General features: G+C 38.6%; 23 protein-coding genes. 10 read left to right on the forward strand and 13 right to left on the reverse strand.

All coding sequences use genetic code 11. The features are described from left to right. The first annotated feature begins 78 nt into the window (after positions 1–78). The 9 genes from GJV03_RS12655 (at position 79) to GJV03_RS12695 (ending at position 9,252) form a co-directional block, all read left to right on the forward strand. On the forward strand, positions 79–375 hold the full coding sequence (locus GJV03_RS12655; protein WP_004723538.1) for an RcnB family protein: 297 nt from the start codon (positions 79–81) through the stop codon (positions 373–375). 193 nt (positions 376–568) lie between these two features. Further along, positions 569–931: an RcnB family protein gene (locus GJV03_RS12660; protein WP_105714171.1), complete on the forward strand. Its 363-nt coding sequence runs from the start codon at positions 569–571 to the stop codon at positions 929–931. A gap of 420 nt (positions 932–1,351) precedes the next feature. Then, positions 1,352–2,707 carry an amino-acid N-acetyltransferase gene (argA, locus tag GJV03_RS12665; RefSeq protein ID WP_034618293.1) on the forward strand — a complete coding sequence of 452 codons (1,356 nt, stop codon included), beginning with the start codon at positions 1,352–1,354 and terminating at the stop codon, positions 2,705–2,707. A 335-nt stretch (positions 2,708–3,042) separates the two neighbouring features. After that, positions 3,043–4,002, forward strand: coding sequence for a sulfonate ABC transporter substrate-binding protein (locus GJV03_RS12670; protein ID WP_004723541.1), 960 nt, complete (start codon positions 3,043–3,045; stop codon positions 4,000–4,002). Positions 4,003–4,096: 94 nt separating this feature from the next. Then, a complete protein-coding gene (locus tag GJV03_RS12675) occupies positions 4,097–5,029 on the forward strand; it encodes a sulfonate ABC transporter substrate-binding protein (protein WP_085942780.1) in 933 nt (310 codons plus the stop codon). Between the two features lie 22 nt (positions 5,030–5,051). After that, positions 5,052–6,221 carry an FMNH2-dependent alkanesulfonate monooxygenase gene (gene ssuD, locus GJV03_RS12680; RefSeq protein ID WP_004723543.1) on the forward strand — a complete coding sequence of 390 codons (1,170 nt, stop codon included), beginning with the start codon at positions 5,052–5,054 and terminating at the stop codon, positions 6,219–6,221. Then, positions 6,218–7,039 (forward strand): aliphatic sulfonate ABC transporter permease SsuC, encoded by an 822-nt coding sequence (ssuC, locus tag GJV03_RS12685; protein WP_004723544.1) that lies wholly within the window; start codon positions 6,218–6,220, stop codon positions 7,037–7,039. The genes ssuD and ssuC overlap by 4 nt, the downstream gene beginning before the upstream one ends. A gap of 9 nt (positions 7,040–7,048) precedes the next feature. Next, on the forward strand, positions 7,049–7,846 hold the full coding sequence (locus GJV03_RS12690; protein WP_105714168.1) for an ATP-binding cassette domain-containing protein: 798 nt from the start codon (positions 7,049–7,051) through the stop codon (positions 7,844–7,846). A 791-nt stretch (positions 7,847–8,637) separates the two neighbouring features. After that, positions 8,638–9,252: a TetR/AcrR family transcriptional regulator gene (locus GJV03_RS12695; protein ID WP_016539535.1), complete on the forward strand. Its 615-nt coding sequence runs from the start codon at positions 8,638–8,640 to the stop codon at positions 9,250–9,252. Between the two features lie 103 nt (positions 9,253–9,355). Here GJV03_RS12695 and GJV03_RS12700 read toward each other — a convergent pair whose 3' ends face one another. Beyond that, a complete protein-coding gene (locus tag GJV03_RS12700; protein ID WP_056518232.1) occupies positions 9,356–9,922 on the reverse strand; it encodes a 5'-nucleosidase in 567 nt (188 codons plus the stop codon). A gap of 158 nt (positions 9,923–10,080) precedes the next feature. Here GJV03_RS12700 and GJV03_RS12705 point away from each other — a divergent pair, with 158 nt between their 5' ends. After that, positions 10,081–10,623 carry an NAD(P)H-dependent oxidoreductase gene (locus tag GJV03_RS12705; RefSeq protein ID WP_004723548.1) on the forward strand — a complete coding sequence of 181 codons (543 nt, stop codon included), beginning with the start codon at positions 10,081–10,083 and terminating at the stop codon, positions 10,621–10,623. 226 nt (positions 10,624–10,849) lie between these two features. Here GJV03_RS12705 and GJV03_RS12710 read toward each other — a convergent pair whose 3' ends face one another. The 12 genes from GJV03_RS12710 to GJV03_RS12765 all read right to left on the reverse strand — a co-directional run bounded on the left by GJV03_RS12710 (position 10,850) and on the right by GJV03_RS12765 (position 24,776). Further along, positions 10,850–11,116 carry a PAAR domain-containing protein gene (locus GJV03_RS12710; protein ID WP_004723549.1) on the reverse strand — a complete coding sequence of 89 codons (267 nt, stop codon included), beginning with the start codon at positions 11,114–11,116 and terminating at the stop codon, positions 10,850–10,852. Positions 11,117–11,154: 38 nt separating this feature from the next. Beyond that, on the reverse strand, positions 11,155–11,931 hold the full coding sequence (locus GJV03_RS12715; protein ID WP_105714166.1) for an OmpA family protein: 777 nt from the start codon (positions 11,929–11,931) through the stop codon (positions 11,155–11,157). After that, entirely contained in the window at positions 11,924–12,883 is a 960-nt protein-coding gene (tagF, locus tag GJV03_RS12720; RefSeq protein ID WP_004723551.1) for a type VI secretion system-associated protein TagF, read from the reverse strand. The genes GJV03_RS12715 and tagF overlap by 8 nt, the downstream gene beginning before the upstream one ends. A 34-nt stretch (positions 12,884–12,917) precedes the next feature. Next, positions 12,918–16,820 (reverse strand): type VI secretion system membrane subunit TssM, encoded by a 3,903-nt coding sequence (gene tssM, locus GJV03_RS12725; protein ID WP_354666857.1) that lies wholly within the window; start codon positions 16,818–16,820, stop codon positions 12,918–12,920. Positions 16,821–16,857: 37 nt separating this feature from the next. Then, positions 16,858–18,249 carry a hypothetical protein gene (locus GJV03_RS12730; protein WP_327857918.1) on the reverse strand — a complete coding sequence of 464 codons (1,392 nt, stop codon included), beginning with the start codon at positions 18,247–18,249 and terminating at the stop codon, positions 16,858–16,860. Continuing rightward, the gene (tssG, locus tag GJV03_RS12735) at positions 18,250–19,242 is read right to left on the reverse strand and encodes a type VI secretion system baseplate subunit TssG (RefSeq protein WP_105714162.1); all 993 of its coding nucleotides are present in this window, start codon (positions 19,240–19,242) and stop codon (positions 18,250–18,252) included. Then, on the reverse strand, positions 19,206–21,014 hold the full coding sequence (tssF, locus tag GJV03_RS12740) for a type VI secretion system baseplate subunit TssF (RefSeq protein WP_327857919.1): 1,809 nt from the start codon (positions 21,012–21,014) through the stop codon (positions 19,206–19,208). The genes tssG and tssF overlap by 37 nt, the downstream gene beginning before the upstream one ends. A gap of 17 nt (positions 21,015–21,031) precedes the next feature. Further along, positions 21,032–21,505, reverse strand: a complete 474-nt coding sequence (gene tssE / locus GJV03_RS12745; RefSeq protein WP_004723556.1) for a type VI secretion system baseplate subunit TssE — start codon at positions 21,503–21,505, stop codon at positions 21,032–21,034. Between the two features lie 63 nt (positions 21,506–21,568). Next, positions 21,569–22,072, reverse strand: a complete 504-nt coding sequence (locus GJV03_RS12750) for a type VI secretion system tube protein Hcp (protein ID WP_004723558.1) — start codon at positions 22,070–22,072, stop codon at positions 21,569–21,571. Positions 22,073–22,118: 46 nt separating this feature from the next. Continuing rightward, entirely contained in the window at positions 22,119–23,600 is a 1,482-nt protein-coding gene (gene tssC, locus GJV03_RS12755) for a type VI secretion system contractile sheath large subunit (protein WP_004823591.1), read from the reverse strand. Beyond that, positions 23,593–24,102 carry a type VI secretion system contractile sheath small subunit gene (tssB, locus tag GJV03_RS12760; RefSeq protein ID WP_004723560.1) on the reverse strand — a complete coding sequence of 170 codons (510 nt, stop codon included), beginning with the start codon at positions 24,100–24,102 and terminating at the stop codon, positions 23,593–23,595. Before tssB ends, tssC begins: the two co-directional genes overlap by 8 nt. A gap of 29 nt (positions 24,103–24,131) precedes the next feature. Further along, positions 24,132–24,776 carry a hypothetical protein gene (locus GJV03_RS12765; protein WP_004723561.1) on the reverse strand — a complete coding sequence of 215 codons (645 nt, stop codon included), beginning with the start codon at positions 24,774–24,776 and terminating at the stop codon, positions 24,132–24,134. Positions 24,777–24,865: the final 89 nt, after the last annotated feature.

Genomic DNA, 24,865 nt, shown 5'->3' on the forward strand with positions numbered 1-24,865 from the left:
ATTTCTCCATTTTTTATCTTAACTTAAAGTGTAATTTGAATAATCGGATAAAGCATCCGTCTGAAAAGGTCGATTCAAATGAGAAAAGTTCTAAGCGCAATCACACTATCACTCAGTGCCTTAGTTGCTACTTCAGCAATGGCTGACTGGGATCATGGTCAAAATCATCGCCCTGTTGCATCACATGAAAAATTTGAATGGCGAGAAGGTGTAATTTTACCTGATCGTTATCATGACAATCGCTATTATGTGAATGATTATCGTGCATACAAAAACCTGCATCAACCGGCTAAATTTGAACGCTGGTATAAAGTAGATGGTCGTTATGTACTGGTTAATGAACGCAACCACCATATTATCCGTGTGATTCGATAATATCCAAACTACGATATTTACAGCCCAAATTCTTTTTTGGGCTTTTTTATTTATGAAAAGAAAAACCTCAATGGGTCTCTTCATCAAGTCTTCATACATTTCACAATTCACCTAAATCTTGCTCACCGTTTATCTCAAATTATTGAGTAATTTAATTACATCAAAGGACAAAAGTTCAATTCAGGTGAATCAAATGAAAAATATCTTAACGACACTGGCTTTATCGATGAGTGCGCTGATTGCAACGTCTGCGATGGCTGCACCGCATGATTATCATCGAAATGATCACAATCGCTATCAACAAAGCCATTGGGATCATAAACATGACAATCGTTGGAATAACAACAACCATTATGACAATCGAGTAAATTCGAGTCAGCGCTGGCGCTCAGGGCAATACTTCCCGACTCAATTCAATTCTTCGCGTTATCATGTCAATTATAAAAACTACCGCCAGTTACCTAAACCTGGAAGATATCAGCAATGGTATAAAGTAAATGGTGATTATGTGCTGGTAAATGAGCGAAATAATCGTATTATTCGTGTGATTGGTTAATGTCGATATTTTAACTTTTAAACCCAACTCAGCTTGGGTTTTTTCATATTTTGAGAATATGATTAAAATCTAATTGATTGGGCAAATAAATAAACTACATACTTTCATTTATATCTCCATAGTTTCTCTATATTTTACGATTAGATTTAATCTGAACTGGTTAATTATTGAGTTAGTTAGGAAAGACAAATATCCTCATTAAATTGTTCAAAATGAAAAGATTAACTTGTGTAATTTCAATGAACAGTAATCCTTAAAATATTTGGTTTTTAACTCAATAATCCAATGTGAATCGCAACACTCATATGACCCTTTTGCACTCGTCCTCCCACGTTCGAGTGCTTTTTTTATTTTGACTATTATTCTTGCACTATTTTTGTTTAGAATCGCTGTATCGCAATCATCAATACTGAGATAGGCATGCAAACCGACAGTTTAGAAACAATACAAAGCACAACGCAAGAATACGTGCATTGGTTTCGTCACTCTGCACCCTATATCAATGCCCATCGTGGTAAAACTTTTGTATTGATGTTTGGTGGTGAAGCTGTTGAACATGAAAATTTTCAGCATATTATTCATGATATTGCGCTACTGCATTCATTGGGCATACGACTCATTTTAGTCCACGGCGCTCGCCCGCAAATTACGGCCAACTTGCTTCACAATAAAATTCAAAGCCCGATCCATATCAACCGTCGTGTCACCACACGTGAATCACTGCCTTGTGTTATGAGTGCCGTTGGTTCGATTCGTCTACAAATCGAAGCTTTATTGTCTATGGGACTAGCCAATTCACCTATGTTTGGCGCACGCATTGATGTGGTCTCAGGTAATTTTGTCACAGCAAAGCCGTATGGCATTCGTGATGGTGTCGATTTCCAACTCACTGGCGAAGTTCGCACGATTGATACTGAAGCCATTCAAGGCCATTTAGGCAATCAAAATATTGTGTTACTTGGCCCTACAGGGTATTCCACCACAGGTGAAGTATTTAACTTGCTTGCGGAAGAAGTTGCGACAAAAACGGCCATTCATATCAAAGCCGATAAATTGATTTTTTTAGGTAATCAACAAGGCTTAATGGATGAATATGGGCAATTGAGACGTGAAATTACCCCGCAGCAACTCGATAAGCATATTGAAAAATACCAAGATTCAAATTTTGAAATCGCTTTGCATTTGCACAATGCAAAAGAAGCCTCATTAAAAGGCGTAAATCGCGTTCATCTGCTTTCCTATAGCGATGATGGTGCATTGATCAAAGAGCTCTTCACTCGTGATGGACATGGCACCATGATCACCGATGCTCATTATGAAGAAGTTCGTATGGCAAATATTGGTGATGTTGGCGGTTTGATTAATCTATTACGCCCTCTGGAAGATGAAGGTATTTTAGTCTATCGCTCACGCGAACGTTTAGAAAATGAAATCGAAAAGTTTGCCGTCATTGAACGAGATGGAACAATTCTCGCCTGTGCTGCGCTCTACCCGATTCCATCAACAGACAATGAAGTGCAATCGGCCGAGATTGCTTGTGTAGCTGTACACCCAAGCTATCGCAAATCTAATCGTGGTAGCCAAATTTTGCATTTCCTAGAAGAAAATGCACGTCAATTGGGTATTCAACAACTGTTTGTATTAACCACGCGAACCGCACACTGGTTCTTAGAGCATGGATTTGAACTGGCCAATGTTGATGATTTACCCGAAGCCCGACAAGCGCTGTATAACTATCAACGTAATTCGATGGTCTTTAAAAAATCAATTGCTTAAAATTGATGAATTTTTTTATTCTCAATCAATTATCACATTTGCTGCTAAGCTTATCGCTATAGATTCCATCAAGCAGAATATTTTCTTATTCTTGAGAGTGGAATCTATATATGGTGATTGAATAATACAAATAACATCATAATTTTCAAATTCTTATAACATTATATTTTTATAGAATATCCACTTTATATTTCTCATTTACAGCTAAGCTTAGCAGTTAATTATTTATCTGTTTTTTTCATTAGCAATCACTAAAAACTTATTTTTTTGAAAATACAAAGCCTTTTAAGCTGATGCTCATGCCTTTTTCTGACTTTATAGGAGCATCGTGACTCATGGCGAGCTTATTTCAACCTTCGTGGAAAAAAATCACCCTTATTAGTGCTAGCCTTGCCACCATCATGATGCTTACTGGATGCTCAAAACCACAAGAAACCACAACCTTAAATATCGGTTTTCAAAAATATGGGGTCTTGCCCATTATCAAAGCACGTGGCGACTTAGATAAAGCCCTAAAGGAAAAAGGGGTAAATGTGAAATGGGTTGAATTCCCTGCTGGTCCTCAACTGCTAGAAGGTTTAAATGTCGGTAGTGTGGCCTTTGGTGAATCTGGGGAAGCACCGCCTATTTTCGCCCAAGCTGCAAACTCAAATCTGGTCTATGTTGCCAATCAACCTGCTGCACCTTTGGCTGAAGCCTTAATTGTGCCGCAAGATTCAGCCATTCAATCAGTCCAAGACTTAAAAGGTAAGCGTGTAGTTTTGAATAAAGGTTCAAATGTACATTATCTTTTACTGAAAGTTTTAGAAGCAAATCATTTAAAACTTGATGATATTCAAGTGGTCTACCTACCACCAGCTGATGCACGTGCTGCCTTTGAAAAAGGTGCTGTAGATGCTTGGGTCATTTGGGATCCGTTCTTTGCTGCTGCTGAAAAACAACTCAATGCCAAAGTCATTGCGACAGGTCAAAACTTGGTCAACAACCACCAATTCTATTTGGCTGATCGTAAGTTTGCCGAACAACATCCCGATGTTTTAAAAATTGTGGTCAATGAACTGAATACGACAACGCAGTGGGTGTCTCAACATCAAACCGATGCGGCAAAACTCTTAGAAAAACCGACGGGATTACCGCTTGATATTTTGAATACCTCAATTTCTCGTATGGGTTTTGGTGTGACTCCAATTTCTAACGATGTGGTAAAGAAACAGCAAGCTGTCGCAGATGCTTTTTATCAACAAAAACTCATTCCCAATAAAATCAACATTCAAGCAGCTGTTTTAGCGAATTAATTTCGCCAACAGCGCCGTTAAAGAGGACATTAATATGACCCAGCAAATCGCACAACAAAACACAGCCTCATGGTTCAATGCAACGACTCATGCCATGACCACGATGTTGATCTGTAGCGCAATGCTGGGTTCAGCCTCTGTGTGGGCAATCGATCCAACGGTAAAAGAATTACGTATTGGCTTTCAAAAAAGTTCTATTAATTTTGCAATCGCCAAACAACAAAAGTTGTATGAGAAAGAATTCCCAAATGCCAAAATCACTTGGAATGAATTCCCTGCGGGTCCTCAAATTTTAGAAGCCCTTGCTGTAGGTTCTCTGGATGTTGGTGTCACTGGCGATACCCCACCAGTATATGCCCAAGCCGCGAATAAACCGCTGTACTACATTGCCTATGAAGCAGCCAAGCCGTTGGCTTCGGCAATTTTAGTGCCTAAAGATTCAAAAATCACCAAACTGAATGAGTTGAAAGGTAAACGTATTGCGTTACAGAAAGGCTCAAGTGCACATTATTTATTGGTACAAGCTGTCCGTAAAGCTGGTTTGCAATGGTCAGACATTCAACCGATTTGGTTAACCCCAGCTGATGCCCGTGCTGCATTTCAAAAAGGTGCTGTCGACGCTTGGGCGATTTGGGACCCATTCTTTGCTTCTGCTCAAGTTGAAGATCAAGCGCGTATCCTCGCCTCAGGGCAGGGTTTAAGTCCAAATTATACCTTCTATTTGGCATCGCCAGATTTTGTAAAGAAATATCCTCAAGCAGTTAAAGGCATTATCCAGCAAATTAATACTGCTGATAAATGGGTACAAGCCAATCGTGTCGCAACTGCACAAGCCATCGGGCAAAGTACTGGTTTAAAACCGAAAGTTAGTCAAACTTTTATTGAGCGACGTCCAAGACCTTCGGGTGCAGCACCGCTTTCAGCAAAAGTAATTGCAGATCAACAACAACTGGCCAATCGTTTTAGCGAACTCAAAATTATTCCAAACAGCATTGATATCAAACAAGCCGTTTGGACGGCGAAATAATATTTTTCTAAGGATGAATGAAATGAAAATCTTCTGGTTTATTCCTACTCACGGTGACAGTCGTTATTTAGGTACAAGCAAAGGTGCTCGCCAAGTTGACCATGCTTATATGAAACAAATTGCTGTAGCTGTGGATAATTTGGGCTATGAAGGTGTACTCATTCCCACGGGACGTTCATGTGAAGATCCATGGATTACTGCTGCGAGCCTGATTGATGCGACTAAAAATTTAAAATTCTTGGTTGCGTTACGTCCAGGTGTAACAACACCTGCACTCGCGGCACGTATGGCTGCAACTTTTGATCGTCTATCCAATGGACGGGTTTTGCTCAACCTCGTTACAGGTGGTGATGAGCAAGAATTGAAAGGTGATGGCGTATACGAAGACCACGCTTCACGTTATAAAACAGCAGCTGAATACACCACGATTTGGCGTGAAATTTTAAAACGTTCACATACAGGTGAATCATTTACCTTCCATGGCGAACGTTTAAGTGTAGATGATGCCAAGCTGCTTTATCCACCGATTCAAGCGCCTTACCCACCACTCTGGTTTGGGGGCTCTTCTGAAGATGCGATTGAATTGGCTGCTGAGCAAGTTGATACCTATTTGACTTGGGGCGAACCACCTGCTGCAGTCAAAGAAAAAATTGCAGTAGTGAAAGCGAAAGCCGATGCCAAAGGTCGTCAACTTAATTATGGTATTCGTTTACATGTCATTGTTCGTGAGACCAATGAACAAGCATGGCAAGCTGCCAATGAACTGATCCAATATGTAGATGATGCGACGATCGCCGCTGCACAGAAAAAATTTAAACAAATGGATTCCGTCGGTCAGCGCCGTATGGCTGAGCTACATAATGGTGATCGTAGTAAGCTTGAAGTATCACCAAATCTTTGGGCAGGAGTTGGACTCGTTCGTGGTGGTGCAGGTACGGCTTTGGTCGGTGATCCACAGACTGTTGCAGATCGTATTCAAGAATATGCAGATTTAGGCATCAATACCTTTATTTTCTCAGGCTACCCACATTTGGAAGAATCTATTCGCTTTGCTGAACTAGTATTCCCATTACTGCCGTTGGAAACACGCAAGAAACTCACGCAACCTAATTTGACTGGACCATTTGGCGAAATCGTTGCCAATAATTACACCCCTGAAGAAAATAAGAAACCATTACAGGAGCCTGCATGAATGCCTTAATTAACAATGCTGCTCCAGCCAAAAGTACTGCCGTTTCACGTGGAACGAAACAAATTGGGCAGCGTTTGCTGCCTTGGATTGTGCCGATTTTACTGATTGTCATTTGGCAAATTGCGTCTAAAACAGGATTGCTTGAAAGCCGTGTTTTACCTGCACCGACAGCGGTAGTCTCTGCGTTTTGGACACTTTTAGTCAGCGGTGAGCTTTGGCAGCACGTCAAAGTCAGTGCTGGTCGCGCGCTACTTGGCCTCTTAGTTGGTGGTGGGCTCGGTCTATTTTTGGGACTGCTTAATGGTTCATCAAAAGTTGCATCCAACTTATTGGATACCACCTTGCAAATGATCCGAAATATTCCAGCATTGGCGCTGATTCCATTGGTTATTTTATGGTTTGGAATTGATGAGTCTGCAAAACTCTTTTTAGTGGCTGTCGGTGTGTTTTTCCCGATCTACATCAATACCTATCATGGGATTCGTTCAGTTGATCCTCAATTGATAGAAATGGGAAAAAGCTATGGATTAAGCAGATGGCAATTGTATAAAGACATTATTTTACCGGGCGCAATGCCTTCAATTTTAGTGGGTTTACGCTTTTCACTGGGGTTGGTTTGGGTACTGCTGATTGTGGCAGAAACAATTTCTGCACAATCTGGAATTGGTTATATGACCATGAATGCGCGTGAATTTTTACAAACAGATATCGTGCTAGTGGGTATCTTGCTGTATGCCCTTTTAGGCAAACTTGCCGATGTATTTGCACAATTTTTAGAAAAATACCTATTGCGTTGGCACGCAGGTTATCAAAAATAGGAGTCTGATATGACCGATTTAAGCATTAGCCAATATGCCAATGACTTGGTGGCACCAACTGAGATTGTTGAAGAACAACAAGCAAAAATTGGTGCAGAAATTTCGATCGAACAACTGCATAAATATTATGGCGAAGTTAAAGTTCTTGAGGACTTAGATTTAAACATTGAAGCAGGTGAATTCGTTGCAATTGTGGGACGCAGCGGTTGTGGTAAAAGTACCCTACTGCGTTTAATTGCCGATTTAGAACAACCCAGTTATGGTGAAATCAAATTTAAATCTTTATTAAATTTCCGTGAAGGGATCATTGCAGATGATATTCGGGTGATGTTCCAAGATCCACGCTTATTGCCATGGAAAAGTATTCTAAAAAATGTGCAATTGGGTCTAGCCAAAAACCAATTTTCTAAAGCTGAGCAATTATTAGAAAAGGTTGGATTAAAGGAGAAATCTGGACTTTGGCCATCACAGCTTTCTGGTGGACAACGCCAACGAACGGCGCTTGCTCGTGCTTTGTCACATACACCACGAGTCTTATTACTGGATGAACCTTTAGGTGCTTTAGATGCATTGACGCGACTAGAGATGCAGAATTTAATTGAAAAGTTATGGTTAGAACAAGGCTTTACCACCATCCTTGTTACCCATGATGTCAGTGAAGCGGTTCAACTCGCCGATCGTATTATTCTTTTGGATAAAGGACATATTGCGCAACAGTTTCAAGTCGATTTACCACGTCCACGTCAAAAAGGTGTAGCATTTGCCGAACTTGAACAACAGGTACTCAGTGCTGTTCTTGCGACATGAACAGCAACAAAATACGCTTTTGTTCGTAACGCAAGGTATTGTCGGGCAGAATATTTTTGTCTTTACATATTAGGGTTTGCTGGCAATTCGTCTATGTTTGCGACTACGTGTATTTTTTAGTCGATACTAGGCGCGAAATACGAAATTTAGTCATTCTAAATGAGTAGTTCGTAACAACGTAGCGGCAAAAAACACACAAGTCCCGAAGGGTTGTGGCTAAAATTATCTCAGTCTTCGTTATGAAACTCGAAAATAGTCTCTCTATTCTCTTCGTTTCATGCCTTGCCTGCTCAATTTTAACCTACAACGCAAACCATTTATGAAATGCCAACAAACCCCAACCTTGCGGAACCATGTTGCTGATCTTGAATAATTAAATCGAATATTTAGTCGTTTTGATCGGATAGAAAATGTTCGCTGTCACAAATATGTTTAAGTTTTCAACTGTTTCTATTGATTAAAAATGAGTTGGGTATTTTAAAGCAAGTCAGTTTTCTTAAATGAAAATTAAATCATGCTATTTAAGATTATCTAATTTTTAAATTAACTCAAAAATTAACCTTATACTAAAAAATGTCACAAAATTTAAATATTAAGTCATAACTGACAGAATTTTAAAATAAGATTTGCTCCAGTTTAGTGCAAAATTAGATAATAGGGATCTACGATCGACTTAATAATAAAACTTCATCATTATTTATCAGAAATATACCAAAATAATGCTGCTTTCTGTGCACAAATCAAACATTTTACCGTACAATTTAATAATCAGTTTTTCGATTAAAGATGCGATGGAACAAAAAAAGAGTGCTCAAAAACGCCAGCAGCTGCTCAATGCTGCACTTGACGTATTTTCTGTCTATGGTTTCAACGGCGCAAGTCTAGATGAAATCGCTCAATTAGCAGATATGCATAAATCCAATATTTTCTACTACTATGAAAATAAAGAAGCCTTATATGTTGAAGTGCTAACGACAGTTATGCAGAAATGGTTAGCACCGTTGCAGTCGCTTGAGTCAGAATTGGAACCGACAGAAGCTTTGTCACATTACATCATGACCAAAATTGAAATCTCTAGAACTCAGCCTAAAGCTTCAAAACTTTTCGCGTTAGAAGTGATTCAAGGCGCACCACATATTTTACCGATCCTCAAAGGCCCACTTAAAAAGCTCTTTAAACGCAAAGCTAAAGTGATTTTAAACTGGCAGGCGCAAGGTAAAATATCAGATCAAATCGATGCTGAATTGCTGATTATTAATATTTGGGCATTGACTCAAAATTATGCAGACTTTAGTACTCAAATTGAAATGGTGACTGGTAAAACTTTGCGTAATAAAAGTATGTGTCAACGCGCAATTGAACATACAATCCATATGACTTTATATGGTGTGTTACCGCGCAATTAATCATCCAATATACTTATTGGTTATTTTGGCAAACGGCCATAGAGTTCTATGGTCGCCAAGACTCAATTTTAAACTTTATATAATACTCAAACAAACTAAGTCTTTAATAAATAGACTGATATAGTTTTAACAACTTTTGTGCACCCAATAATAAATTATCTTCCCAATCTAAATGTGCGGTGTCATTTGCACCATCTGTAATGTATTTAATCGAAACTAAACGCACATCTAATTTTTTACAGACTTTAGCCAGTGCATAGCCTTCCATATCGACCAAGTTACAGCTCACTTTGGGTTGTCCTGTTTCAAAACTATCCCCTGTACCACAAACACCCTGCGCTAAATGTGGAAAATACGATTCTAAATGAATTTCGCCTGGAAAATGCTCATCCATTGGCGTAACGCCCACATCAAAACCGAGTGGGGAAACATCCATATCACGTTGCACAAAAGTTTTTACTTCAATCAACTCATGGGCATCGAAGAAAGAACTTCCTGCACTACCTAAATTCAGTATGGTTTTACAGCCGGTTTTTTGAATAACATCGAATGCCGTATAGGCTGCATTAATCTTGCCAATCCCGCTATAGTGGACAGTGATACCTGCTTGTTCAAATAACCCTTTAGATTCATTGGGTAAAGCCATAATCAGTGCAATGTCGTCTTTCATATCTATTCAAAATTAAAATTTTCCTTATTAGAATGGAAATTCAAATCCTGATCAATCTTATTGTTAACTCAAAATTTTAAAATCATATACAAATCACTACTGTACCTATGACCTTGATTGCGCATAATGTTTTAATAGAAAAATAGAGATGAAAATAAATGAATATCCAAATCATCGTGGGCAGTATTCGAGAAGGTCGTGTTGCGATTAAAGTCGCAGAATGGTTACTTAAAGAAATCCAAAAACTCGACTTCAGTACCCTCAATGTTGAAATTGTAGATTTAAAAGAATGGGATTTACCTTTCTTTGCCGGAAAAAACTCACCCGCCTCAGGAATCTATGATCAGCCTAAACAGCAAGAATGGGCGAAAAAAGTTGCTTCTGGAGATGCGTTTATTTTCATTACACCAGAATACAATCACGGCTATAGTCCTGTCCTGAAAAATGCCATCGACTTCGTTTATAAAGAATGGCAGAGCAAACCTTCGGCTTTTGTCAGTTATGGCGGTACCAACGGTTCACGTTCAATTGATCAAATCAAACAAGTCTGTGCTTTTATTGGCATGATTGACTCTAATGCTGTCATTGAACTGCGAGATATTGGACAACGTGGTAAGAGTGAAACCTTTGAGGGAAATGAGTTTGATAATAAAGCAGTCAAATCTGTGGTAAACAAACTCATCCAATATGCCAATGTCTAAAATCACATTGTACGCTTTAGCTTACATCACTTGCATGCATTGACGGCTAGGGAAGTTGAAGCAAATCCCCTATTCTATAGTCATAGGGAACAGGAAGTTTCCCAGACATAAAACAATAATAATCAGTCTGTACATCAGGAAGTGAGGTAGAACAGGAGTTTACCTAGCGAACCAATACGAAAAAGCCCCGTCAGGATGATGGGGCTTTTTTTATAACTTGGACTTTTTAATTTTGCCCAACTGTTAATGACTGATCACCAATACATTTACATCCGCAAGATAAAGGTGAATTATGCTGAGCAGCGGGCTTTCCCATCACCAACATATGATTATCACCTGCAACAATGCTGGCGACACATTTATGCTTGGGACAGGTCGCCTTATCCCCTACACACGCAATCGCTTTACCATCAATCAGAAAAGAAGACTGAGCAGAAATAATTTTTCCACCACCTGTCGTGGGTGACCCTAACGTGATATATGGAAGTGCCATAGTGCCTACCTTTTATTGTTTTGTTATTGAATAAAAATTTATAAAACATCGAACTCAATACGGCGGTTCTTTTTACGCCCATCTTCAGTTGCATTATCAGCAACAGGTTTGGTTGAACCCAGACCAGCTGTGCTTAAACGAGTCGGTGCAATGCCTTTCGTAGTTAAGTATTGCTTCACCGCTTCAGCACGTTGCAAACTCAAATCCTGATTCTTCTGTGGATTACCTTGGCTGTCAGTATGCCCCACAATTTTAACATTTTTACCTTGGACTTTATTTAATGCAACCACCATCTCGTCTAAGATTTGTGTACCTGTTGGGGTAAGTACGGCTTTGCCAGATTCAAACTCAATAATTCGATTTTTTAATGCATTATCAATCACAGATTGCTCAGCAGCATTCACTGAAATTTGTGAATTAAATCGATAAGGTGGTTGAACTAAGGATTGGAATAAACTGGTGGTTGGCTGAATATCAGTTTGCACACCCATTTTCCCAACCAATTCAACTTGCGTGCCTCGTACAGAGAGCTTACCTTGGCTAATCTTCTTTAAATCTGGGGTAATCACACGAGTAACCGAATCACTCCAGCCATTCGGTGCGGATACGGCTCGAATTTGGATTTTATCAACAACTTGATCATCACCATAAACCGCTTTTAATTTCGCCAAGATTGCTTGTTTGGTCATGTCATTCGGCACAGCACCTTCAACCACAATCGGGGCAGCAAACACATTGAATGAACAAAATAAGCTAGAAATAAGCGCAAATTTTTTCAATATTTTGACTTGTTTATTTTTCATATCATTATTCATCTATAAATGTTTGTCTAAAAATTTTCATGCCTTGAACCAGACTCAATTGACGTTCACATAAAGACTGTTCTAGTGCTGCTAGACCTGCATTCTGTTCCAAATAGGCATCAATCCATAACGGTTTGACCAAAGATACCCAATGATCATTTTGCATATTTTGAGTGAAAATATTACTTAAAGCCGTGATATCTGCCCCTTGGAAGCCAAATAATAAAATTGGAGACTCTTGGTGAAGAATACCAATTAAGATCTCTGTATTACTTTTTTCTAAAAAGCGTCCGATTAAGTTGACCCAAAAGGCAGCAATTTCATAGCAATAATTATGATTATTAATCGGTAAAATAAGCACCTTAGATAACTTACTGGTACCGTGTTTAAGCACCGGCTGTAGTAATAAGCCCAAACCCAACATACTTTGTGCCAATTCATAAGGCGTGATCTTCATCATTTGTGCAAATGAATGCATGGTATGATTTTCAAAAAAGTCCTGCGTTTTTAATTCAGGTAGAACCTGTATTTCACGATCAATTTCACCCAGCTTATTGATCAATACTTCAGGATCACGAATGGTTCGGATGCTTCGATTTTTTTGAAATAAATCAATCAATACCGGTTTATATTTAAACGGCGCATAGAGTAAGTTTTGAAAGGGGTGATCAACTTCTAATAACTGGCTTAAAACCATTGGAAATTGACGACCAGAACTGTCTTCACTGGTCACCATATTTGCCGCAAGAAACATTCTTTCCTTAGGGTTTGCGATAAAGAAGTCTAAAGGTGCTAATGATTCATAAGCTTGATTAAAATTTTCTTCTCGCATTGCAAGCTCTAAAGCTTCCGTAATCCATTGATCAATCACTTGAATCAATGAATATTGCCCTTTTGTTTTCAGAAAATCACCACGTGCGGGACATTTTCCATAATACAACGGTGTAGACTTTATCGTTTGCATACTTTAATCCCTCGCGTCAAATCGTTCCCTTGAATCATTGAGCCACTCCTTTTCCGGCAGCATTTGCCGCATTGCCAGCAGGTGCCGTAGTTGGGCTTGCTGGTGCGGTTGTCTGAGGCTTAGGTGCAGCTGCTGTCGGTGCAGTCGCACCGCCAAATGGTGAAGCTGCTGGTGAGTTTGCACTTACGGTAACAGGCGCTGCCTGTGCTGCAACAACCAATGGTGCTTTAGGACTTGTGACTCGATCAACCAGTTTTAATCCAACATAGCCACGATTAGAACCAATTGGATTTGAAGCATTACCACTAATTAAACGGAATTGAAGTTTCACAAACAAATCACTGTTTTGTTTGCTTGCCCATGTCATTTCAAAGCTTCCATTCAATGACTTACGTTGTGCGCTATCAATTAATTTATTGATCCCGTATTCACCCGGCTCATCAAATATGGTATGGGTTTGCCCATCTAAATCGATTGCCGTAATCCGTGCTCCCGGTATTGCACCAGGATTTGGCCACATGAAGTTAACCCATTGTTGGATGCCATTTTCATAAACCAAGCGCTGCCCATCAATATCAATGGTATAGGACAATAATTTATTGTTAGGGATCGGATAGAATTGGAAATTTGACTGATTGGCTGCAACTGGAGCACCACCTGCTGCTCCCGCAGAAGCACCATTAATTGGTGTGGTATATTGCTCAAAATTCATGACGAAATCAGGATTTAAACCAATACCCATGTTTTTCCATGTCTTCGATGACAACGTATAACCACGACGAATAACGAATGGATCAAGGGTTTCTTTTACAAATTTAGAAATGCTGCCGTTATCACCAAAAATTTGGCTAATTTCACTACTGGTCGCTTGAATGGTTCCAGAAGAGTTAAATGGAACTTTTTGCGAAAGTGTTTGGCTAAATGGTTGGAAAGCCTGCAAGGTCCAAAGTTTATTAATTTCGTCCTGTGCTGGGGTCAACAAACTGTCAAAAGATTGAGTTAATGGACTCACCAACAATTTTTGAACCATTTGCTGATCCAACTCACCCAAACCAACCGTCAATTTTTCATCAACGACTTTTTGAGTGATGTTGAAAACTGAACTTTGATCATTAATGGTCAGTTTCGCTAAGGCCAAAGCACTTGGACCAAAGTCACCTGCACTGCGTAGATCATTCAGCTTACTTCTGACTTGCGCCATATTCTGTAAATAATCATCCAGCAGTGATTTGTTCTGTAAATCATCACGTTTACGGACCAATTGATAGAATACTTGGAATTGTTGAGAAATCTGCCCTTGTGCTTGATTGGATGCACGTTGGATATCATCCGTTTTACCTTGACCTAAAACTTTACGCTTAAACCAAGCAATAAAGCCAGTTTGTGGTGCGGCAAGCTCAGCTTGAACGACTGGATTATCCCAACTGGTTTCTTTTGCAACACGGTCAATATAGGTACGGATTGGAGAATTTTGTGGCTCACCCAACACATCCATGACCTTGGCTTGCTGAACAAAATCAGCACCTTTCGCATAATGGGTAGCATTAATAAACTTCTTCCATTCAGCTATATATTCTTGCTTATACAACTGGGTTAACTGTTTACGAATTTGGTCAGGACTACCACTAAAAGTTAAATCATCTGACTGGGTACTATTCAACACCCAATCTTTGGTATCTGTTGGCTTATTCGCAGCTTCTTCAATCGCCTTATCGACATATTCATCCCATGCTTTTTGGGTAAATATACCAGGCAATGCATAACCACCGAGCATGACATTACGATTGGTTTCACCGACAATTTGCGCCACCGTCACCGCAGGGAATCGAACAGCCGTGCGCATTTTAATTTCATTATAAACGCGATCACGTGCTGGCATTCCACGTACAACAGAGAGCAACACTTGACGGGTTTGATCGACCAATTGCGCATCAGACTCTAACACTGGAAACTTTTTATCATTGGCTAAAGTCATTGAGTAGCTCAATATTTTTTCAGCTTTTTGAATCATTTCGCCACGTGGCATTTGTCCACGATTGGTGTCTAACCATGAACGCCAAAAGCGAGTGACTTGGTCACTTAAATGACTCGCATCCATATATTGTGGATTGCTCATCATCAAATAGGCTTTTAACGCATTGTAGGCATCTTGCGGATTGGTATCAGAAGGTTCTGATGCAATCTGTGTTGAAGACGCTTGTTTAATTTCTACATTGACATGGTTTTGTTTAAGCGTCTGCTCATTGCCTTTTACACGTTGTAGATATTGCGCAATGTTTTGCTGACTCGGCGCTAAAACAATTTGTTTCACACCTTTTAAGTATTCGGCTTTTAATTTTTCTTTTAAGTCATTGCCTTGATATAGACCAAACGAAAACTTCAACGGGCGATGCTGATCAAAATCATCCAATTGCTCTAAACGTTGTTGCAAAATCAGTAATGCATCGATTTGGGTAGAGAGCTCTTGACCCGAAGTTTGCTCCATTTGCACAACTTTATTTAAATCGGCCTGAACATCTGCAATCAACTGTTGGTTATTACGATAAGACCATACCCATAGACCTAAAATGATGGAAACACCCAATAATGATGCAATAAACGCCAAATAACGTTTACGCTTTGTGGTCGGGTTAATATGTTGTTTAACTAGGTTTTTATCTTTGAGAATGACTTCTGAGAATAAACCTTTTAAGAAATAGCCATGATTCTGAGAAATTGAATTTTGTGGAATACCATGTTCGCTATTGGGGATTTTAGTCAGCTGAAAATCATCAACAATTTGTTCCGTCATCGGGCTTTCTATCACGCCCTCTTGTAAAGCACTGGTAAAGTAAAAGCCACGGAAGACTGGTTTAAACTGATACGGATTTTCTTCAAATAAAGTACCAATAAACGTTTTTAATACAGGTTTTAAAGTCTTAAATTCAAGTGGGAAAGTCATCACACTTGGTGAAATATTTTGCGCATGACGGCGACTTAAATGGGTGGTACTGACCCCTTTTAATCCATCATATAAAATATTGTAGTGCTTCTCGAAATGTTCTACAGCATTCTGTGATGATTCAGAGTCATAAGGTAAGGTCGCACCCCACACTTGATCAAACTCAGCGGATTCATAACATTCAAAAAATTCAGTGAATCCTGCAATCAAATCCATTTTAGAAAAGACCAAATAAACAGGTGCAAAAATTTCTAAACGTTCAGTTAAGTCTTGAATACGCGCTCTTAAACTTTTCGCTAATTTGATCGATTTTTCAGGGCTTTGACTGACCAACTCAGCCACACTAACAATCACAATTAAGCCATTGATCGGCGCTTTAGAGCGGTTCTTTTTCAGAATATTTAAAAAGCCTAACCATTCTGAATGGTCTTCAGAATACACAGAGTATCGACCAGCTGTATCCAGCAATACCCCTTCTGTTGAGAAAAACCAATCGCAGTTTCGGGTACCACTGAGTCCTGAAGACACCACTTTTTGATGGGTCTCTTCAAAGGGAAATTTTAGTCCAGAATGGTAAATTGCCGAGCTTTTTCCCGCAGCAGGGTTACCAATCACCATATACCAAGGCAACTCATAGAGTGCTGCGTTACCACTTTTATCACCCAATTTAGACTTACGAATCAATTGGATCGAATCTTTCATCTGCTGATTGATCAGATTTAATTCTTCTTTATCTTTTTGTTTTCCATATTCAGCAGTGGTGTCTTGTTGAATCGCTTCAGCCAATGCTTCACCTTGTTCTGCATGTTTACGGCGCTGGATCAACCAGTAGATACCGTAAATCACCAATCCAAGAATGTAAGCTGCAACCATCATAAAGAAGTACTGACGCGGCACTACACTATATGAAGAAACGAGCGCCACCAGAATCGAAAGCGCAATCACCAGTTTCGGATTTGTGATGTACTGCCATGCATAGCTTAAAATTGTTTGTATCATTTTCTCTATTTCTTTCTAAATTTATCTGTAAGTTCTATGCAAACTCAGTCCCAACAAGCACTTGGGTTTGCTGATGTTCAGCACTATAAACATAACCGTACAACTCATCTTTAAAGTGCAAACTCAACATAAAACCAAAAACTTTGGCTAAGGGTTGGGTATGGCCTAGGCTATTTTTACTGTAAAGATAATGATGCGCTTCAATCGCTGTTTCGGCAAAGTTTTGTTCAAGTTTCTTTAACAGCTTGATCTCTGCTGGGTCGTCTAAGACCAAGACAAAGCGCTGTTCTTGATCAAACTGTTCTGCTTGGTCTAAATTCAACTCTTTTAATGTTTTAGATGCCTGATCAGAATTTAAAGCAATTCGAATATACTTTATTGCTTGTAAATTTTGCAATTCGACCTGAGTATTTGTCATACAACAGGTACTGATATACTCAGATGGAATATATTTTTCAGTCATCCACGTCCGATCATCTATGGTTTCTTGATCAATTTCTGAATCTACTGCAATAAACAGTGATGCCTCAGAATCCAGAAGTTGGGTTCTTTTCAGCAACTTAATCCAGTCTTTATACGCAGTTGTTTCACCCCAATAATGATATTCAGTGCCAAATTGCTGATCGAGAATGCCCAGTTCAGTAAGATAATGATGAACCAATTCTGAAGCTGAACTTTCATCCCAGCTATGGAATAAATTTTCTGGCAAAATAATATGAATATTCAAACGATTAAGTCGAGGTACTGCTTCTGCGACCTGTTGTTCTATCGGCTCATCCTCATAGTCACGATGAGGGTCAATCCAAGCAGGATGCATACGATATTCATGTGCAAGTTTGGCATCATAAAACAGTGCCGAGTTTTTTAGGTGCTCTGCAATTTGATATAAAGTTTCAGTATTCTGTTCTAATTGCTGCTGAATTAATGCACTTATACGCTTTTGACGACTGGAAAGACTAGATGCCTCATCCTCTAACGGTTCTTCAATCTCTTGAACACGGAATGAAAGAATCGGTAAGCCATAACCATTGACCAATTGCGAATCAAGTTCAGGACTTGCCACATCTTGAAGCTGATCAAGCTGTGCTTCATTTTCGCCTAAGGCACTTAAACTTGTCGCTGAATAAACTTTCAAGTCTACCCATTCAATTTTTTCTTCAACTTTAGCTTCAGTGGTTTGTTGTTGTTCTGAACTTTGTTCTGCCTCAATTCTTTGTTGTTCTTTCTTCTCTTGGCGGCTTTGATAAATCTTTTTGATCAACATTGGGCTTAGAATTAACAAAGTAATCGCCGCTGGAATCACCCCAAAGAAAATCAGAAAATCTTGCCCATTTGGGTCATATTTGATATCACGCCAATAAAACACCACGATTACCGAAACCAGTAATATTGTGCTGACTAAAGTTCCTAAAATTATTTTGATCACTTATGACACTCCAATCAGTGCATAACACGTTTCATCATTGTCACTTTGAGTTTTTGGCATCACAAAAGCACCTTGTGCCAAACCGATTTGTGTTGTTGAACTCAGTTGTAAAGGCTGGACTTCCTCTTTTGCCAAGACTAAACGTAGATCGACAAGTAAGGTGGGACTACACCAACTTTGCAGAATTTTCTTTAACTTCTTACTCAATTTTTTCTTGGGTAAAAATTCTAAATACTGTGCATGGCTCAATGGTCCAATTTGAATCTCAATTTTTCCATCAATTTGTCGAATCGTTTCTCCACAAAAAGTATTTACACCTAACAAAAAGGGTTGCTTGCCTCCCAATGTAGTTTTCTGGTCATCGCCGAGTTTAAACTTTTCGGTAATATATTCTTTGACTTCAACCTGTTGATTGAATACGCAGGTCAGCATTGTCTTTAGTGCATGGGCTGTATTGTTTTGCCCCTGCATCAGCCCAGAAAATTCAGCAAAATAATCGTCTAAATCACTCTGTTGATGTTGTGTTCGAATATAACCATTTAATGCATGCAGGATTTCTAAGTAATTATTTTCTTTCTCAACCTCATAACGTACAGGCAGGTTATAACTTAAACTGGCTTCAACAAATTGAGCTGTAAGCTTATGATTAAATAAGCCTAAAAATTTTTGAACTTCAACACGCTGTTTACGCGGTGCTTGTTTCACTTTATTGGTATAAGTATACGGCATTGCGCCTTGCATACCAGTTAAACCGACAATCAAATTAGTAAGATGGATTTTTTCGTCTTGTTGTTCAAGTAATTCAATTTCATGTTTTGGGAAGTTCAAATTTAATGAACTTTCAAAAAGAAAATCGTCAGACCAATTCTTTAAAACAGCGGTATTGGGCGCATGTCTAAATAATCGTGTGGTTTGGATAAATTCAAAAGCTGTAGGGGTTTTAAAAAGCTCATCAATTACAGAAGCTTCTTGCCACCAACGTTCTGTACGCATTGGTATAACTCCTGTTTTGTATTTAAATCTCGAACAAAAACATCAACAAAACTGTTCATCTGTACTTTTAAGTTAAAGATATGACTGATCAATTCGCTGAAAATATATAAGCTATGCCCTCTAAAAACTTGGACATCTACATCCATTAAAACCTTCACCCCACGTACAAACATTGGAAAGGGTTTGGCTTCAACCAGTTTATTGGTGATTTCAAACTCAATTTTTTTAATTGCATCAATAATTAAATGATTTTCTTTAGATTTTGGTAGGTTATAAAGCTCTAATAATTCTTTAATATGGCTGACAGCATCACCCTTCATTAACGCTAAAGTATTTAATGAAAGATGCGAAATAATACGCCATTGTTCATTCTTATTTTTTTCAAATTGGAACGGTGCAGTAGGTCTTTTTAACACCAATGCACGACGAGCAACGGTACTGTCATTCAAATTCAAGACATTATTTGACTGACCCAAAGCTTCGTGCGGTAATTCACGATTGGAACATAACAATTTACAACTGACAAAATCAGACTTAATACTGTGCGGTTCTAATTGTTTAGAAATAATCGAATAGCCCGTTTCGACATATTGATTTTGTAAAACGGTTGGATTTAATGCATAAAAAAACTGAATATCATCACCGTGATAATGACTCATGGCAAAGAAAGGTAAAATTGGATAAACCACTTGATCTTGGTTGCTTTTTTCACGGATCAAATTCATTTCAACGATTGAATACACTTGATAGAACTCAGGATGATGTGCATCCGTCATCAAAGGATATTCTAAGTTTTTATGATTGATTTTTTGTGGCTCAGCTTGCTTCTCAAACAAATTGACAACAGGGCTGGTAAATAACTTAAAATTTGCCACATTCAATTCTGAATAATTGCGAATAATGGCTTGGTCATTTAAATTCAGTTTTAAATGGATCTGCACTTCAAAACTTAGATTTTCTTCTTTTAATAATTTTAAAAAATCTAAATTCAAATTTAAATAACTAAACTTTTCAGGAAAGCAGAAATATTCGATTAATAATCGGTAAGCATGATGGGTATGTTGATCAACCGGCAATAAACTTTCATTTTCATCAAAACCCATCACTTCAAACGGATTTTTTATCGCCACAACTTTATGATTGATACGAAGACTAAAACTGGTCTCTTTATGAAAGATATGATCTAGAACTTGCAAAGGAAAGTTTGAAATGGCATCCAAATAAATGGGGAGCTTTTCATTTTTCAACCAATTTTTAACAGGGTTTAATAACTCAAATTTTAAATTTAATGTCGCATTTTGGTTTAAATGAATATGTGCACTAGGATTGGTTTGGAAACTCAGGCTTTCCAGTTGGATTGGTAGTAATTTAACTTCAGCACTGGTATTAAACTCACATTGGACACCTTTGAAACTTCTCGATTTTAAAGTGGTTCCTTTGGGAATAATGTGAACATCTGTCAATTGTTTTTGCTTGTTTAAGTCTTCAAAACTCACAACTGAACACGCCGGGAAATGGCGTAAATATTGAGGAAACATCACCTCAAATAAAGAACGTGTAAAGATGTCGTAACTATCAGCTAACTTTTTATCAATACGTGCGGCAATTAAAGAAAATGCCTGTATCAGGCGTTCAATATGTGGATCATCAATTTGTTCTTGATTTAAAGATAATCGTTGTGCAATTTTTGGGTATTTATCTGCAAAGGCACGCGACTGCTGTCCAAATTCTTGTAATTGCTTTTCATAATACGGTAAAAGTTCTTCTATCACGACATACCTACTTTATTTTAAGATCTGGCAGAAATCACATATTGCTGTGTTGTTGGCTTAAGTAAGGCATCAAAAATTACAGGTTCATAAAGTGGATGGATATTTAAATAAGCTTGAATGCTTAGGCATAACGAACCAACATTTTGGTCATCTAACTGCATTTCTACTTTAATTTGTTTTAAGCGTGGTTCATGTGCAGCAATCGATTGTTCTATGGACTGGCAGATAGTATCTCGATCGGTTGGATTCGCTGTGGAAAGCCCAACAAAATCAATAATGCCAAATTGTACAATAGACTTTTTCACTAAAGGAAAATCATCGATTTCCAAATCTAGCTTGGCAATTCGTGTATTTAATAAATCTTCTAAATCATGAGCAACAGACTCTCTTAACTCATGAATCGAAAGCCCTTTAATATAATCATCTTCAACAATTAAACGATCAAATAGTGTAGATCGAAATCCATATGGGTATAGTTGATCTAAATTCATAATGTATATTCTAATAATATGAAACAGATAGGGACCCGAGTCCCTATCTGTTCCAACAAACAATTAAGCAGCGTAAGATGCTGTATTGTTAGAAAGAGACCATTTCTTAGTAACGGCACCTTTAGCAGAACCGTTAATATCTTGTTGATTATAAGTCCACTCAACCGCAGCATATTTAAGACCAAATGCTTCAGTTGGAACACCTTCTTCATTTACCGTAGGCGTTACACTTGAAACAAGTACATGCTTAAGTTTGATTTGAAGGTACTTAATACGTTTGTCACCATTTGCACGGTAGAAGTCAATTTGAACTTCATCAAATGTATAACCCGCAGAACAAGCTTCCCAAAGTTTTGGACTAGTTGCATCCAAATCTTTAACAAAAAGCATATCTGAGTGTTCTACACGTTCAGCAGTATGACCACCAACGCTTGAAGAAGTCGCAGATTTCGGCTGACGAATATTATGAGACCAAGAATTAACTTCTAGCCAATTTTTGTGCTCAGAATCACGTGACTCGCCATCAACCTTGTACTTACCTTGGAATTGAACGTATATATCTTTCATTGGATTACCCTTATTTTTTAAAGTTATTATTTAGCCACGCTCTATTTTAATTCGAGGACTGAGGTAACTCAGTGACAAGTCGCAAAGAAACCGACAACTCATCTAGCTGGAAATGCGGTCTTAAGAAGACCACAGACTTGTAGTGCCCTGGCTCTGCAGGATTCTCTACAACTTTTACAGAAGCTTCACGCAATGGATACTGCGCTTTAGCTTCTTGTGAAGCACCATCATCAAGCAATACGTATTGTGATAGCCATTCATTTAAAAATGCTTCTACATTACCCGCTGAAGCAAAGCTTCCGACTTTATCTCGCATCATTGCTTTTAAATAATGTGCAATTCGTGAAACTGCCATGATGTATTGGATCTGGCTCGATAATGATGAGTTCGCATTTGCCGTATCACTGTCATACTTCTTCGGTTTTTGCGTAGACTGTGCACCAAAAAATGCTGCGTAATCTGTATTTTTACAATGAACAAGTGGAATAAAACCTAAGTCACTCAACTCTTTCTCACGACGGTCAGTGATCGCAATTTCAGTTGGGCACTTAAATACAACTTCACCATCATTGGTTTTGAAAGTATGTACTGGTAAGCCTTCGACCATACCACCACCTTCAACTCCGCGAATCGCAGCACACCAACCATGGAGGTCAAATGCATTGGTCAAACGAGTACCAAACGCATAAGCTGCATTCATCCACAAATATTCATCATGGTTTTGCCCTGAAACTTCTTCCACAAAGTTAAAGCCTTCAGTCGCCCAACCTTCTTTTGGATCATAAGGCAAACGGCCTAAAACGCGTGGCATTGTCAACGCAACATAACGAGCGTCATCGCTTTCACGGAAAGAACGCCACTGTACATATTCTGCTGTTTCAAATACTTTTGAAACGTCACGAGGACGATCAATATCTGTAAATGATTCAAGGCCTAACATATTACTGCTTGCTGCCGAAATAAACGGAGCATGTGCCGCTGCTGCAACATGTGAAATCTGTTCTAACAGATACATGTCTGAAGGAGTACGGTCAAACTCAAAGTCACCGATCAATGTCGCATAAGGTGCGCCACCGAATGAACCGTATTCTTCTTCATAAACTTTTTTAAATAAGGTACTTTGATCGAAATCTGTCGCGCCTTGGAAATCTTTAACCAATTCTTTTTTCGTTGTGTTTAACATACGAATTTTGATCAATGGATTTGAAGGTGACTCCTGACAGAAGTAATACAAACCACGCCACGTCGATTCAATTTTTTGAAACTGCTCATTGTGCATGATTTTACTGAGCTGCTTTGAAATCAACGCATCTATTTCAGCAATACGCTTATCAATCGATAAAGACATATTTTCTGAAACAGTGATTGTTCCTGCCATCACTTCTTTGGCTAATTCACCAATCAAGCTTTTCGCACGGTCATGCTCTTCATCATTACGTGCAATGCGGCTACGCTCCACAATAGAATCAAGTAAACTTACTTCTTCTACGGCTGCATCTTGCACAGTATTGGTTTGTAAATTACTCATTTTCAGGACCCGCCTCAGCGCTTAATTTACGAATCTGATCAGTATTCTGTAAGACTTCATCAAGTAAATCTTCCAAACGCTCACTATTTGAAATCTTGTTTCTCAAATCCGTTAAGCGTTCACGAGCTTCAACTAATTTTCTCAATGGTTCTACTTGTTGTACCACTTGTTCTGGTCTGAAATCTTCCATCGATTTAAAGGTTAAGTCGACCGACATACGCCCACCCTCTTCAGTCAGCGTATTTTCAACTTGATATGCGGCACGAGGAGACAACGACTCCATCACTTCATCAATGTTTTCTAAGTCAACATTAATAAATTTTTTATCTTTTAATTTGGTTTTTTCTAACTCAGAAGCAGCAGAAAAGTCACCTAAAACACCTACAACAAAAGGTAACTCTTTAATTTCTTTACCATCACCGACTTCAACATCATAAGTCAGTTGAACACGTGGTGGTCGGATTCGCTGTAATTTCTTCTGTACACTTTCACGTTTTGACATTTTTGTTATCCATTAATTTGGGCAATAAATTATGTTGGGAAGTTCGGTCTTGGTGCTGATGACGTAGACTTCGGTTTCGCTGGCGTCGCAGTAGGCTTTGTCGCTGGTTTTGCAGCAGGCGTTGAGCGTGTTGGTGTAGCACGGTTCTTCTGAGGGCGACTCACCTTCTGAGGACGAGCACGCTCTACAACTGGGGCACTTTCCTGATTTTTTTCAACCAAAACTGCTGCTGGCATTGCTTGTCTAACTGCGTCAGTAAAACTTTTCGCAACAGGATAGGTTTTATCCTCAGTCAAATATCTCATTTCACGTGTGCGCATTTTATTCAATGCGTCAGAAGCTAAGCCAATTCCTGCAAGGAATTTGACATCCGTTAATTCATTGCTTTGGATGTTTTGCGTTTCTAAATAATTGACAATTTGGATGGCTTTATCATTTTTTCCAATTTGCTGAAACTTCTCTGCCGCTGAGACCAACAGTTTGTTCTTATTGTCTTTATTTTTCTTATCACACAATTGTGAATAGACCGCCAACAACTCAGGATTGGTTTCTCCCTCGACCATTGGGTAATCTTTTATACAGGATCTTTTTAGTTTGATTTCATCATCCGCGTAGACAAATGTAGTCGCCAATGATGCGCCAAGAACTAAAATATATGGAATAAAATTCTTCAAAATCCAACCTCAATATTTACTTGATTCAGTTATTCAATAGATTTACTTTTGATGTTTTATAAATATGTATAATTAAGCAATTTCGTTAA

Source organism: Acinetobacter sp. RIT698, from assembly GCF_009668065.1.
In the GTDB taxonomy this organism is placed as follows: Bacteria; Pseudomonadota; Gammaproteobacteria; order Pseudomonadales; family Moraxellaceae; genus Acinetobacter; species Acinetobacter guillouiae.

What these genes read in the sequence shown, in the direction of transcription:
- tssC (WP_004823591.1), bottom strand. Translation starts at nt 23,600, where the DNA reads ATGAGTAATTTACAAACCAATACTGTGCAAGATGCAGCCGTAGAAGAA.
- GJV03_RS12670 (WP_004723541.1), top strand. Translation starts at nt 3,043, where the DNA reads ATGGCGAGCTTATTTCAACCTTCGTGGAAAAAAATCACCCTTATTAGT.
- GJV03_RS12675 (WP_085942780.1), top strand. Translation starts at nt 4,097, where the DNA reads ATGACCACGATGTTGATCTGTAGCGCAATGCTGGGTTCAGCCTCTGTG.
- GJV03_RS12690 (WP_105714168.1), top strand. Translation starts at nt 7,049, where the DNA reads ATGACCGATTTAAGCATTAGCCAATATGCCAATGACTTGGTGGCACCA.
- ssuD (WP_004723543.1), top strand. Translation starts at nt 5,052, where the DNA reads ATGAAAATCTTCTGGTTTATTCCTACTCACGGTGACAGTCGTTATTTA.
- tssG (WP_105714162.1), bottom strand. Translation starts at nt 19,242, where the DNA reads ATGCGTACAGAACGTTGGTGGCAAGAAGCTTCTGTAATTGATGAGCTT.
- GJV03_RS12705 (WP_004723548.1), top strand. Translation starts at nt 10,081, where the DNA reads ATGAATATCCAAATCATCGTGGGCAGTATTCGAGAAGGTCGTGTTGCG.
- GJV03_RS12700 (WP_056518232.1), bottom strand. Translation starts at nt 9,922, where the DNA reads ATGAAAGACGACATTGCACTGATTATGGCTTTACCCAATGAATCTAAA.
- ssuC (WP_004723544.1), top strand. Translation starts at nt 6,218, where the DNA reads ATGAATGCCTTAATTAACAATGCTGCTCCAGCCAAAAGTACTGCCGTT.
- argA (WP_034618293.1), top strand. Translation starts at nt 1,352, where the DNA reads ATGCAAACCGACAGTTTAGAAACAATACAAAGCACAACGCAAGAATAC.
- tagF (WP_004723551.1), bottom strand. Translation starts at nt 12,883, where the DNA reads ATGCAAACGATAAAGTCTACACCGTTGTATTATGGAAAATGTCCCGCA.
- GJV03_RS12655 (WP_004723538.1), top strand. Translation starts at nt 79, where the DNA reads ATGAGAAAAGTTCTAAGCGCAATCACACTATCACTCAGTGCCTTAGTT.
- tssE (WP_004723556.1), bottom strand. Translation starts at nt 21,505, where the DNA reads ATGAATTTAGATCAACTATACCCATATGGATTTCGATCTACACTATTT.
- GJV03_RS12695 (WP_016539535.1), top strand. Translation starts at nt 8,638, where the DNA reads ATGGAACAAAAAAAGAGTGCTCAAAAACGCCAGCAGCTGCTCAATGCT.
- GJV03_RS12715 (WP_105714166.1), bottom strand. Translation starts at nt 11,931, where the DNA reads ATGAATAATGATATGAAAAATAAACAAGTCAAAATATTGAAAAAATTT.
- GJV03_RS12710 (WP_004723549.1), bottom strand. Translation starts at nt 11,116, where the DNA reads ATGGCACTTCCATATATCACGTTAGGGTCACCCACGACAGGTGGTGGA.
- GJV03_RS12660 (WP_105714171.1), top strand. Translation starts at nt 569, where the DNA reads ATGAAAAATATCTTAACGACACTGGCTTTATCGATGAGTGCGCTGATT.
- GJV03_RS12750 (WP_004723558.1), bottom strand. Translation starts at nt 22,072, where the DNA reads ATGAAAGATATATACGTTCAATTCCAAGGTAAGTACAAGGTTGATGGC.
- tssB (WP_004723560.1), bottom strand. Translation starts at nt 24,102, where the DNA reads ATGTCAAAACGTGAAAGTGTACAGAAGAAATTACAGCGAATCCGACCA.